This is a genomic window from Lactonifactor longoviformis DSM 17459, assembly GCF_900129135.1.
Classification (GTDB): domain Bacteria; phylum Bacillota; class Clostridia; order Lachnospirales; family Lachnospiraceae; genus Lactonifactor; species Lactonifactor longoviformis.
On sequence record NZ_FQVI01000012.1, the window covers coordinates 30,776 to 43,386 of the forward strand.

Sequence of the window (12,611 nt, forward strand, 5' to 3'; positions counted from 1 at the left end):
TCTGCAAGAACAAAGAAATTCATATCACTTCTTGCTAAATAACTATTAATATATTATACTAGATTTTATAAAAATGCAAGTATTTCAAAGTACACATTAAAATACTTGATTTTTTTCGTTTATTTGTTATAATAAACCTAGCTAATTTAGCAATATTTGTCGCATTTTGCAGAGTACAGAGAAGTGTACATATATAATCTTATATGTACTCTTTTTTTATTTTCTGCTTTTTTCGCCTGTTTATAGTTGAAGCTGCTTAACTTTCTTAAAGAAATAGCTTCTGCTTATGTCTAATTCTTCCAATGCCTCTTCGCAGGTTATTTCTTTTTTTCTCCATTTTTTTACAATATCGGCAAATCCTTCTGGTATTGGCTTTTCGGCTCTTCCGAACCGTACGCCCCGCCGCTTGGCCTCCGCGATGCCCTCGGCCTGGCGCTGCCGGATGTTTTCCCGCTCTGTCTGGGCCACATATGACAGGATCTGGAGGACCAGGTCTGCGATAAACACCCCGGTTAGATCATTTCCTCTTGTCCGGGTGTCCAGAAGGGGCATATCCAGCACCAATACATTGGCCCTCTTTTCTTTTGTGAGAATCCGCCACTGCTCCAGGATTTCATCGTAATTTCTTCCCAGACGGTCGATGCTTTTTACCAGCAGCAGATCTCCCGGCTTTATGCGGCGCATGAGCCTTCTGTAAGCCGGCCGGTTAAAGTCTTTGCCGCTTTGTTTGTCAATAAAGAGCTGATTCGGCGGGATGTGGTACTCCTTCAGGGACGCCAGCTGCCGCGCCTCGTTCTGATCCTTTGATGATACCCTGATATAGCCAAATACTGTTTCTGACATAAAAAACCTCCTTATTACCATGCAATTTATTCCTTATTATATTTCTTTCATAAATTCCTGAAAAATATGCGGATAAACAGGGAAGGCCATATAAGATTCTTTCGCAAATAGTTTACCATGTACAGATAACAATTTTTTTGTATTTATCAAAATATTTTTGCTAATTCTATTTGGAACTCTCTCTCCAGTATGGTATAATACCCCTAAGCAATGATTTATTTATAAGAAAGGAAGGGATGTATATGACCATCGGAACGAGTATCCCCCGTGTGGACGCCTATGAAAAAGTCACCGGCAGAGCACAGTTTACGGACGATATGATTTTGGATAAATGTCTGGTCGCCAAAGTGTACCACGCTTCTATTGCAAATGGCCGTGTAGTATCCATTGACACCAGCAAAGCGGAGGCCCTCGAAGGGGTAGTGAAGGTAGTTACCTTCCGGGATGTGCCTGACACGAAGTTCCCCACCCCAGGACATCCCTGGTCCGTGGAGCCGGCCCATCAGGATGTGGCTGACCGGAGTCTTCTCACAGACCGGGTCCGCTATTACGGGGACGATATTGCAGCCGTTATTGCGGAGGATGAGGTAGCTGCTTCCAGGGCCTTAAAGCTCATTGAAGTTGAATATGAAGAGTATCCTCCTGTCACGGACCCCCTCACTGCCATGAAAGGCACCACGCCTCCGGTGCACGAGGAAAAGCCGGATAATATTCTGGCACAGAGCAATTATGAGCTGGGAAAGGTGGACGAGGCGCTGGAAGCTTCTGATGTCATTGTACGCGGAACCTACGACACTCCCATCATACAGCACTGCCATATAGAGAATCCTGTTTCCTACGCATATATGGACAAGGGACGGATCGTGGTAGTGACCTCCACCCAGATTCCTCATATTGTAAAGCGGGTCATCGGCCAGGCTCTGGGGATTCCCTGGGGGAAGGTGCGGGTGATCAAGCCTTACATTGGCGGGGGCTTTGGAAATAAGCAGGATGTGCTCTACGAACCCCTGAATGCCTTTCTCACCACCCAGGTGGGGGGACGGACCGTAAAGCTGGAGCTTACCCGTGAGGAAACCTTCTGCAACACCAGAACCCGCCATTCCATCCACTATGACCTTGTTATGGGGGTTCGTAAGGACGGCCGGATTCTGGCCAAGGATATGACCGCCGTCTCCAACCAGGGGGCGTATGCCTCCCACGGCCATGCCATTGTAGCAAACGGAGCTACCGCCTGGAGGCATATGTATGAGGTAGAGAATGTGCGCGCTTCTGCCTATACGGTGTACACCAACTGCCCGGTGGGCGGCGCTATGCGCGCGTATGGAATTCCCCAGTTTGCCTTTGCAGGGGAATGCTTTATGGACGATGCAGCTTACAAGCTGCAGATGGACCCCCTGGAATTCCGTAAAATGAATGTGTACAAAGGGTTCTTTGCCGATCCCTTCCTCACCCCCATTGCAGCTAATACGAATCACGTAGTGGACTGTATGGAGAAAGGCGCAAACTATATTCACTGGAAAGAAAAGAGAGCGGCCTATGCCCGCCAGACCGGCCCTATCCGCCGGGGCGTGGGGATGGCAATCTTCAGCTATAAAACCGGCGTATGGCCGATTTCCCTGGAAATCTCCGGCGCCCGGCTGGTGCTGAACCAGGACGGCAGCGTGCAGCTGATGGTGGGCGCCACAGAGATCGGCCAGGGCGCGGATACTGTATTTACCCAGATGGCAGCGGAGACCCTGGGCCTTGACCCTGCCGATGTACATATCCAGACCAATCAGGATACGGACGTGACGCCCTTTGACACAGGGGCCTACGCTTCCCGCCAGTCCTATGTCACCGGGAATGCGGTAAAGCAGTGCGCCCTTCAGCTGAAGGAAAAGATTCTGGCCTATGCCAGAACACTCCTTAACGATACTGACAGGGAACTGACGCTGGACCGGAAGATGATTTATATGGATGGGGAAGAGGCTATTTCTCTGGAGGAAGTGGCTATGGAGAGCTATTACAGTCTTACGAACTCTTCCGCTATCACCGCAGAGGTATCTCTGCAGACAAAAGACAACGCCCTCTCCTTCGGCGCCTGCTTTGTGGAGGTGGAGGTGGATATGAAGCTGGGTAAGGTGAAGGTTCTGGATATTATCCAGGTTCACGACAGCGGCACGCTTTTAAATCCCCAGCTGGCCACGATGCAGGTCCACGGCGGAATATCCATGGGGCTGGGCTACGGACTGTCGGAGCAGATGCTCATAGATCCCAAGACCGGCCGGGTGTTAAACGGCACCCTTCTGGACTACAAGCTTCAGACGGCTCTGGACGCACCGGATCTGGCCGTGGAATTTGTAGAGGAGCCGGATCCCACCGGACCTTACGGGAATAAAGCCCTGGGCGAGCCTCCGGCTATTCCCACAGCTCCAGCCATCCGCAATGCGGTGCTCCACGCCACAGGGGTTGCTGTCAACGCGAATCCTCTGACACCCCAGAAACTCATTGATGCCTTTGACCAGGCAGGATTACTATAGAAGGAGGGAAAGGCCATGTATGATATTACAGGCTATTATGAAGCAAATACCATCGATGAAGCCGCTGCCCTTCTGGCAGAACACCCCGGCGCCAGGATTATCTGCGGGGGAAGTGATGTGCTGATCAAAACCAGGGAGGGAAAGATGGCCGGCTGTGAGCTGGTATCCATACGGAAGATACCCGAGCTGTACGGTGTGGTTCTCACAGAGGACAAAGATATCCGCATCGGCGCGGCCACTACCTTCAGCCATATTACCGGGGATCCTGTGATACAGAAATATATTCCCGTATTGGGGGAAGCTGTGGACCAGGTAGGCGGTCCCCAGGTGCGCAACATCGGAACCATCGGAGGGAATCTCTGCAACGGAGCGGTGAGCGCGGACAGCGCTCCCACGGCCTGTTCCCTTGAGGTGCTTCTGGAGATTGCCAGTCCCAGGGGGATGCGGACCGCTTCCATTCAGGACTTTTACTTAGGTCCCGGCCGTGTGGATCTGAAGCAGGATGAGATTCTGACCCATATTGTGGTTCCCAGATCCCATTACGAGGGTTACAGCGGATACTATATTAAGTATTCCATGCGAAATGCCATGGATATTGCCACCTTAAGCTGCTCTGTCCTCTGCAGGGTAGAGCCTATGACCCGGGTGCTGGAGGATGTGAAGATTACCTTCGGTGTGGCCGCACCGGTTCCCCTCCGGTGCAGAGCGGCTGAGGAAAAGCTGAAAGGGCGCGTTGTGGGAGAAGACCTGTATCAGCTGGCAGAAGACGCAGTGCGTGAGGAAATCAATCCCAGGGATTCCTGGAGGGCTTCGAAGAAGTTCCGCCTTCAGATCGGCGGGGAGATTGCCCGCCGGGCTCTGGAAAAAGCAGTCAAGAGACAGGAGGGCTAGATCATGGATAAACAGATGCAGCTGGTACGATGTACCGTGAACGGAAAAGAAATCGCTGAGTATGTAGATGTGAGGGAATCTCTGCTGGATATGCTGAGAAACCGGCTGGGGCTTACTTCTGTGAAGAAGGGCTGTGAAGTGGGGGAATGCGGCGCCTGTACCGTTATCATCGACGGGGAAACCATTGATTCCTGTATTTACCTGGCAGTGTGGGCCGACGGCAAAAACATACGAACCCTGGAGGGGCTTGTGGGACCGGACGGAGAGCTCACCCGAATCCAGGAGGCGTTTATCGAGGAAGGGGCTATCCAGTGCGGTTTCTGCACCCCGGGCTTTGTGATGTCTGCCACAGTTCTCCTGGAACGCGGGGAGAAGCTGACTCGGGAAGCCATCAAAAAGCACATGGCAGGAAATCTCTGCCGGTGCACTGGATACCAGAATATTGTGAATGCAGTGGAGAAGGTGATGGAGGAGAATCTGGACGGAACCTGCCCGTAAGTGTTCAAAATAAGGAGGAATCCCGCCGCATACAACGGCCGGATTCCTCCTTTTGTGATTCTCCCTGTTGATTTGGGGTACTTTACGGAATAAATAGTCAGTCCAATTTCATGTATAAAAGCGGATAAGGGTTTCCCTGCTCGTCATTCTCCGTTCTTTTATAGACCTGAAAGCCCATGTGTTCATAAAACCCTTTCGCCAGCGGATTTTGCTCATTTACGGCTAATTCATTGATGGAATAAGTTTTTATTCCGTATTGAACCAACCTTTTCCCAAATCCTTTTCCTCTTGCTTCACTGGAAATAAACAGCATTTCAAGTTTTTGTCCATCAATCCCCATAAAAGCAATAGGATATTCCGCTTCCAGAACAATCAAATGAGGAATCTCGTTCAATGCTTGCGGAACATAGTCTTTAATTTTCTCTATTTCGCGGTCTGATAAAAACAGATGTGTTGCCCGAACAGACCTTTCCCATATTTCTAAGAGCTGTTGTATCAGTAATGGGGTTCGTTCTGTGATTTCAATTATCTTCATATTGTCCTCCTGCAATGCCATGGTATAAGGTAAAACTCCCTCTTCCTCTTTTTTTAGTCTCATACAGCGCCGCATCGGCTTTCTGGTAAAGCGTGTCAAAATGAATACCGTCCCTGGGTGAGAAGGCAACGCCGATACTGGCGGACATATGCCACCGGTTGTTCCCGTCCACATAATCCCGGTCCAGCAGCACGTTCAGTTCCCGGGCTTTTTTTGCTGCCCACGCAACGTCCGAAACCGGAAGAAAAGCAGCAAATTCGTCCCCGCCGATGCGTCCAAGCAAATCCCCCCGGCGGAAGTTTTCCCGCAGAATGCCGGTAAAACTGCAGATCACCTTGTCCCCAAATGCGTGGCCGAAAAAGTCATTGGCATCCTTGAAATGATCGATGTCAAATATAAAGAAAGCCGACAGGCGCTCCGGAGCTTCCTCCAGCCTTTTCTCTACCAGTTTCTGGGTTGCGGCTTTGTTGAGAAGTCCTGTCATCTCATCCGTTCGCGCCAGCTCCAGCATACGCTGCTCCTGCTTTTTCTCGGCGTCGATGTTTTGACGGTAGACCAGCATATGAAGTGATCCGTCGCTCTCTGAAAGGATCAGCCGGGCAGTGATGCGCATCCAGTAATAGTTCACACTGTCATTGGAAATCATAAAGTCATAGCTTAAAGATTCTCTGCCCTGCCTGAAGCCTTCCAGTACATTTTGCGGGGAAAAGGTCTTCAGATAGCCCTGACGAAACTCCGGCATAATCTGTTTTTCTGCGATGATGGACAGCGCTTTGTCGTAGGGTGTTCCGGCAGGCGCACCCAGACTCTCGAAATACCGTTCCGTAACCTGATTGGCCGGGCGGTTGTGGGTGACATCCAGCTCATAAATATCTTCAAACAGCTGATTTGTGGCTTTTTCAAACATACTTTTCCGTTCCTGCTCACAGGCACGTTCCAGGACCACTATTTTTCTGTTGAAGCTTTGTATCACGCGGGTAATAATAAATAAAATTACAGCGATAATAACAATAATGACGACTACAGCAATGGTCATCTGCCGGTTCAGCGTACGTATCAGTTCACTGGTATCCCGTTCAACCACCAGATGCCAGCCGATTTCAGGCAGATAACGGGATACTATATAGTCCCGTTTCCGGCCCGCAGGGTTCAGATCCCAGAAGCTGATCGCTGAGTCATCATCCTTCCAGTTCAGAATATCTTCCTTTGCATCTTGCCGGCCAGACGTATCAAAAAGGTTGACAGGATCATACCCGGTGTGCTCTACGGAAAGTTCGATTACGCCCTCCTCGTCGATAAAGTAAGGGGTAAGCCTGAAGTTGTCCTGATATTTCTTCAAAATGCTCTGCAGCTGATCGATACGGACTCCCACGCCCACTACGCCTAAAAGCTTGCCGGCACCATCCTTGATTTTGCAGTTGACAAACAGCGTAATTGCATTTTCCGCGTTGGCCACCTCATCGTTATCCACATTCATGGCGTACTCTGCGTCTGAGGGCAGCAGTACGTCGTAATACCACTTATTTTCCGGGTCGTCCGGTTCCAATACCCGATCCAGACCGTTAAAATTATAATAGCGGGCAGTGGCTGCTGATACCAGGAATACAGAGTCATATCCGTATTTTTTTTGATAGGCCTGCAGATATTCCTGCAGCACCTCTATATAATCCGGATCCTCCAGACGCCCGGACTCCTGGAGAAGAATATCTTTCAGCAGACTGTCATTGGCCATAGTCTGAGAGACGTTCACAGGCTTGGATAAAATGTTGTTCATCTGGTGATAGATGCCCTCTGAGGTCAGCTTGGAAACCTGCTCAATGCTTTTCAGGGAAGCGCTGTAGTTTAATCGGTAGCTGAACACAGCGGTCAGTAGAAATCCTGCCGCTATGACCAGGCAGACCATCAGATTCGTTTTCAGTAAAATACGGTTTTTCATGATAGATCAAACCCTCTTTCTCTGTATCAGGGTGCAAAAGGGGACGTGTTCTTTCTGGAAAGAACACGTCCCCTTTTGCACCCTGCCCTGTCCCTTTTTGCTCTCTCACTATCATATCATTAATGAATATATTTATACAATAGCTTTTTGGGAAATGGAGCATGCCCGTTATTTACCGGGATATACGTACTGCCCATGTTTCTTTGATTTTTCTCCATACTGGATGGAAAACCTGGGACACCGGTGCAGGCACCCCAGACACATGACACACTTCTCCCTGGTCCACACAGGGGTTCCTTCTTTCAGGGTAATGGCATCTGCCGGACATTTCTTTTCGCACAGGCCGCAGCCGATGCAGCTGTCCTCCACCCGGAAGTTGGCTGTCCTGCGCTTTGTATCGTAAGTCTTATAGTAGATCTTGGATGCAAAATCTGGAATTCTGTGACGCATATAGTTCCCCGCGGCCCGCCGGCTGATCTTATCTGCCGCCTGCCGTATCTCTTCTTCTGCTTTTTCGTTGATTCTTCTCACCTTTTCAGGATCTGACAAATCAAAGACAGGCGTCCAGGAATCCGGCATTTTTACTGAATAGTATGCAGCAAAGGAATGGCCTTTTGCTTCCAGGTATTCATTTGCCCGCTTTCCCGACTGGCCTGTGGTGGTTCCGTAGGTGGTCACAAAGTAGAAATACGTATTGTCCCCCGCCTCCACCTTCCATTTTTCCAGGAATTCCATTACGATGACTGGCAGCCCCCAGCAATATGTGGGGGATATGATGCCAACCCGTTCTTCCCCGGATACCTGAAAGGCAAATTGGTTCTCTTTCACACATTCTATGATATCTTTCAGCGTTTCACCCGTTTTCGTTCCAATGACTTCTGCCGCATGCTTTGAATTACCAGTTGCCGAAAAATAAAAGATCAATTCTCACTCCTCCTTTTACCGGGGACACTGGTAGCGCACTTTATGCACGCTCTTTGTCCCATATTCAATGGCTTCTGCCGGACATTTACAGATGCAGGCCATGCAGTGAGTACAGGAATTCCCCCACACAGGTTTTTTATCTTTCAGGGAGATATTGTTGAGAGGGCACTCTCTGACACACCGGCCGCAGCCTGTGCAGGTATCCTCTGCCCTGAATTTTTTTGCCTTCACGATCAGAGGATAAAATGCATCATTTACAAGGGAACTGTCTATTCTGTCCTTTACTGTGATCGTCTTCCGGGGAAACAGCGCTCCTTTTCGGATGATATCTGCTGCCGCCAGGATGGAGGGCTCAGCCCGTTCTATGATGCGCTTTGCTTCCTCTTCTTTTGGGGCTTCATAGAGGGCAATATAGTTTTCCGGCATAACGATCTCCGCAGCTCCCAGATACCTCCATTTTTTCTGTTCACAAAGCCGGCGCAGATATTTGCCGGCATTTCCGATGCTGCCCCCGCAGCTCATAACGAAATAGGCACTAGGATTCCCGGTAAATGGGGTCCTGCGGATCCACTCCTCGGCCACCCTGGGGATTCTCCATGCATATGTGGGCACTACAAACACCAGGCTGTTCTCAGAGTGAATTTCGGAGATATCTTTCTTCCGGATGCGTTCGTTCATGGAGAGAATGCTGTCTCCTGTGATCCCGGCAATCTTTTTGGCAATGTATGCGCTGTTTCCTGTTCCTGAAAAATATAGTATCATATGGTACACGCCTCCTCTTATTCTTCCCCGCTTCTGTCGGGCACTGATTTCATAATTGCCCTAATATGGGCACACAGCTCCATGATCTTTCCGATTTCATTGTCACAGGGATCCAGATAGTAATAGATGCAGGTCCCTTCTTTTCTGGATTTTACCACGCCGGCATCTTTTAGTATCTGCATATGGTGGGAAACTGCCGGCCTGGACAGATTGGTCTTCTCCGCAATATCAATCACTCTGCTGCCGCTGCAGTCGCATTCCAGCATAATGCACAGCAGGTGCTGTCTGTTGCTGTCTCCCAAAGCTGTCAGAAGCTTTTGGCAGCTGATAAATTCCTGCTGCAGTGTCTTTATGTCGTCTGTCTTATGTTCCATATTCGGCCCCTTTCTGTTTAAGTGTTTAAACAGTCGTATTATAACACACTTTTTTTCTGTTGGATCATCGGTAAAGAATTTCGAGACGGAAGGGAAGCGCAGGGGCCGGTCTGTGCTATTCTTTCAGCTTTCCGTCCCGGACGGTAATAATTCTGCTGCTGCTTTTGGCTGCTTCCGGGGAATGGGTGACCATGATAATCGTCTGTCCCCTCTCCCGGTTAATCTCTTCCAGCAGGGACATGATCTCTGCCCCGGTCCGGCTATCCAGGTTTCCGGTGGGTTCGTCCGCAAAGAGGATCTCCGGTCTGCTCATTAGCGCCCGGGCGATGGCCACCCGCTGCTGCTGTCCTCCGGACAGTTCTCTGGGAGTGTGCTTCCGCCTCTGGGTAAGCCCCACAAGCTCCAGCATCTGGGCAAGCCGGCCGCTGTAATCCTGGGCCCGCTTCCCGTCCAGAAGCAGAGGCAGCATAATATTCTCCTCCGCGTTCAGGTTGGGAATCAGGTTGTAGAACTGGAATACAAATCCTATTTTCTGCCGGCGCATCCTGCTCATAGTTTCATCGGACAGGCCTGAGAGATCCGTGCCGTTTATGCTGACATTCCCCTCTGTCGGTCTGTCCAGCCCTCCCAGGATATAGAGGAGCGTACTCTTTCCGGAACCGGATTCCCCCATAATGGAGACAAATTCTCCCCGGCAGACCTTCAGGGTGATGCCGTCCAGCACTCTGACCCCCTCCCCGCCCACGGTGTATTCTTTTACAATATTTCTGCACGCAACGGCTGTCTTTTCTTCAGATACTCTCATCTTCTATTCCTCCTGACTGCTTATTCAAATGTAATTTCTTCCACGATTTTCATTTTTTTATTTTTAATCAGGGGCACCAGGCACCCTGCCATGTTAACTGCAATTCCCATCGCTCCGGCCGTCAGAAAAACAGACGCCTCAAGCCTTGGCTGCATGGCAATCTTTGGCCCTGCCACAAGAAAAATGGTCTGTATTTCCATATAGGAGACTGCCACTGCGGCAGCGGCTCCCAGAAGTCCGGCTGAGAAGCCTTCGATTAGTGTCATTTTTGTGTACTGGCGGCGGCTCTGGCCCACGGATCTATACATGGCTGCCGTGCGACGGTTCTGGATATAGTGAATCAGCAGGTTGTTGATTACCCCTGCGGCCGCCAGCAGCAGTATGAAATACGTCATGCTGTGCATAGGCTGAAGAAATGCCTCCACCGTAGACAGCGCGTCCTGGTTGAATTCTTCTGTCGTCCGGCTCCAGTTGGGGGTTTCTCCGAAGAGATCCCGGATCTGTACCATAATCCCATCCGGATCCCGGGCGGTATAGGCCAGCAGTCCATACCTCTCTTTGCCGAAATCAGATACGGCACAGGAGGCAGGCAGGATTGCCTCCACATCTGTGGCCCGGGACTTGAAGCTGCCGGCGACCGTATACGGATACGAAGCGCCTCCGTTGGACAGGGTAAGTGTATCCCCCAAAGACAGGTTCCTTTGCTTCAGCCACTCTTCGCTCAGGATCACTGCCCGTTTTTCCCGGAAGGCTGCTGCTGCCTCTGTCTCCATTCCTTTCTCTGTATAAGCCAGCCCGAACATGGAGCTGTAGACTTCCAGATTGTCTGTGGCCTCTGCCCGGGACAGAGGCGTCTGATCTGCTGTAATTTCATTGTTGTATACATAGACAGGAACCACACTGCGGATTCCCTCCATCTGTTCCACCTTCTGCACAAATTCCCGATCCATGGAACCGTCTGCAAATCCCTCCAGTTCCGCGTCCCGGAATACATCCGTGATATAGGCTGTCACAAAGTCTCCCACCACCTGGATGGCTATCACTGCGGATATACTGATAAACAGCAGTGTAATGTTCTGGGCAATACTTTTATTTCCCCTGATATTCCGGGCTGCAAGCCTGCCCTCGTTCCCAAACAGTAGGCCGTACAGGCGTTCCAGCCCCATGGCGCAGAGATCTGCAAAAAGAGAAATCACCAGGATGGCTGCTGCAATCAGTCCCAGAAGAGAAAAAACTCCCGCGGCATAGCCCATGGTACCCGAGACCAGCCGGGGCAGGGCGGCAGATACAAGAAACAGGGCTGTGCCGATTCCCACGGTAAGGCGGACGGGACGGGTCTTCTCTTCTGTTTTCCCCAGCACTACCTCTTTTACGGGCAGACGGCCGGCCCGGGATGCAGGGATCCAGGCGCTCAGGAGAGAGACTGTGACTGCCGCAGACAGGGACAGGAAAATGCCCAAAGGCGGGCAGACGGCGGGAATCTCAATGCCTCCTGAGAGGGAACTGCCCATCCCCCGGAGGATCAGCCTCAGCACAAGGATGCCGGCCGGTATCCCCAGCAGTCCCCCGATGCCGCCGTACAGAAGGCTCTCCAGCAGCAGTATGCCTGTCACTGTCCTCCTGGTCGCGCCGATGCTCCGGAAGGTTCCGATGACGGGCAGACGTTCCAGAGTGATCACCTTGTAGCTGCTGTAAATGATAAAAACACTCATGGTCATAGCAAAAAAGCTGATGAGAAAAAAGGGCATGGATTTCTGCCTGGCGCCGGCTTCGATTTGTGCTTCATCTGCCGCCTCGGACACCTCACAGATATCCTCCGGGAGGGCCTCTTTCAGATCTGCGATCAACGCTTCCCGGGTTACCCCTTCTGCGGGCTTTACAAGAATCTCGCTGTACCCTGTTGTCTTTCCCAGGATCCTGGCCAGATCCGGCAGGGATAAAAGTGCGGTAGCCCCTCTCGTCTGCCGCAGAAAAAGGGTATCATAGGCGGCAATTTCTGCCACCGTAAAGTGCTCAGGGTTCCCATTTACCCTTAGGGTAACGGTATCCCCTCTCTGAATCCTGTACTTTGAGGCAAAACGGTCCGGGAGAACAATCTGCCCGGGGGAGAGGTCTGACAGCTCTCCCCCGTCAGCCAGGCGGGGTTTGTTGATATTGTCCAGCTGATTCAGGTCTGCAGCGACAAGATCCACGGACTCGTAATACCCGTCCTCGTGATACAGGGAACTGCCTTTTAGAATTCCCGCTGTTGCCCCCACAGTGGGCAGATCCGGGATCAGAGTGCTGTCTGCACACTCTCCTTCCTCTGCGGGACGAACCACAGCGGCTGCATTCCCATAGATTCCCCGGGCCATTTTTCTCTGTGCACTTTCATAGGATGCACTGATGGAACACGAGACAAAGAGCAGGGCGGATGACAAAATGACGGATAACAGCATGACAGCTGTTCTCGTTCTGCGCTCTTTCACATTCGTTAGCATGTATTTCACAATAATTTTCAAATGAACACCTCCTGTGCGCTGCT

The 12,611-nt window shown here is 50.9% G+C and carries 11 protein-coding genes; 3 read left to right on the forward strand and 8 right to left on the reverse strand.

Translation table 11 applies throughout. The features are described from left to right. Positions 1 to 240: 240 nt before the first annotated feature. A complete protein-coding gene (locus BUA56_RS12200; RefSeq protein WP_072852102.1) occupies positions 241 to 843 on the reverse strand; it encodes a recombinase family protein in 603 nt (200 codons plus the stop codon). Between the two features lie 242 nt (positions 844 to 1,085). Here BUA56_RS12200 and xdhA point away from each other — a divergent pair, with 242 nt between their 5' ends. Genes xdhA through xdhC form a run of 3 tightly spaced genes read left to right on the forward strand, consistent with a single transcriptional unit; the run spans position 1,086 to position 4,751 of the window. After that, on the forward strand, positions 1,086 to 3,362 hold the full coding sequence (gene xdhA / locus BUA56_RS12205; RefSeq protein WP_072852104.1) for a xanthine dehydrogenase subunit XdhA: 2,277 nt from the start codon (positions 1,086 to 1,088) through the stop codon (positions 3,360 to 3,362). 15 nt (positions 3,363 to 3,377) lie between these two features. Continuing rightward, the gene (gene xdhB / locus BUA56_RS12210; RefSeq protein ID WP_072852106.1) at positions 3,378 to 4,253 is read left to right on the forward strand and encodes a xanthine dehydrogenase subunit XdhB; all 876 of its coding nucleotides are present in this window, start codon (positions 3,378 to 3,380) and stop codon (positions 4,251 to 4,253) included. Positions 4,254 to 4,256: 3 nt separating this feature from the next. Next, positions 4,257 to 4,751: a xanthine dehydrogenase subunit XdhC gene (gene xdhC / locus BUA56_RS12215; RefSeq protein WP_072852108.1), complete on the forward strand. Its 495-nt coding sequence runs from the start codon at positions 4,257 to 4,259 to the stop codon at positions 4,749 to 4,751. 97 nt (positions 4,752 to 4,848) lie between these two features. Here the strand turns inward: xdhC and BUA56_RS12220 are convergent, their stop codons facing one another. The 7 genes from BUA56_RS12220 to BUA56_RS12250 form a co-directional block, all read right to left on the reverse strand. Further along, positions 4,849 to 5,286: a GNAT family N-acetyltransferase gene (locus BUA56_RS12220; RefSeq protein WP_072852110.1), complete on the reverse strand. Its 438-nt coding sequence runs from the start codon at positions 5,284 to 5,286 to the stop codon at positions 4,849 to 4,851. Then, positions 5,273 to 7,222 carry a sensor domain-containing diguanylate cyclase gene (locus BUA56_RS12225; protein WP_072852112.1) on the reverse strand — a complete coding sequence of 650 codons (1,950 nt, stop codon included), beginning with the start codon at positions 7,220 to 7,222 and terminating at the stop codon, positions 5,273 to 5,275. The genes BUA56_RS12220 and BUA56_RS12225 overlap by 14 nt, the downstream gene beginning before the upstream one ends. 168 nt (positions 7,223 to 7,390) lie before the next feature. After that, positions 7,391 to 8,146 carry an EFR1 family ferrodoxin gene (locus BUA56_RS12230; RefSeq protein WP_072852113.1) on the reverse strand — a complete coding sequence of 252 codons (756 nt, stop codon included), beginning with the start codon at positions 8,144 to 8,146 and terminating at the stop codon, positions 7,391 to 7,393. 15 nt (positions 8,147 to 8,161) lie between these two features. Next, positions 8,162 to 8,908 carry an EFR1 family ferrodoxin gene (locus BUA56_RS12235; protein WP_072852115.1) on the reverse strand — a complete coding sequence of 249 codons (747 nt, stop codon included), beginning with the start codon at positions 8,906 to 8,908 and terminating at the stop codon, positions 8,162 to 8,164. A gap of 17 nt (positions 8,909 to 8,925) precedes the next feature. Beyond that, positions 8,926 to 9,282 carry an ArsR/SmtB family transcription factor gene (locus BUA56_RS12240; RefSeq protein WP_072852117.1) on the reverse strand — a complete coding sequence of 119 codons (357 nt, stop codon included), beginning with the start codon at positions 9,280 to 9,282 and terminating at the stop codon, positions 8,926 to 8,928. A gap of 115 nt (positions 9,283 to 9,397) precedes the next feature. Next, positions 9,398 to 10,087: an ABC transporter ATP-binding protein gene (locus tag BUA56_RS12245; protein WP_072852119.1), complete on the reverse strand. Its 690-nt coding sequence runs from the start codon at positions 10,085 to 10,087 to the stop codon at positions 9,398 to 9,400. Positions 10,088 to 10,107: 20 nt separating this feature from the next. Beyond that, positions 10,108 to 12,588 (reverse strand): ABC transporter permease, encoded by a 2,481-nt coding sequence (locus tag BUA56_RS12250; RefSeq protein WP_207650936.1) that lies wholly within the window; start codon positions 12,586 to 12,588, stop codon positions 10,108 to 10,110. Between the last annotated feature and the right edge of the window lie 23 nt (positions 12,589 to 12,611).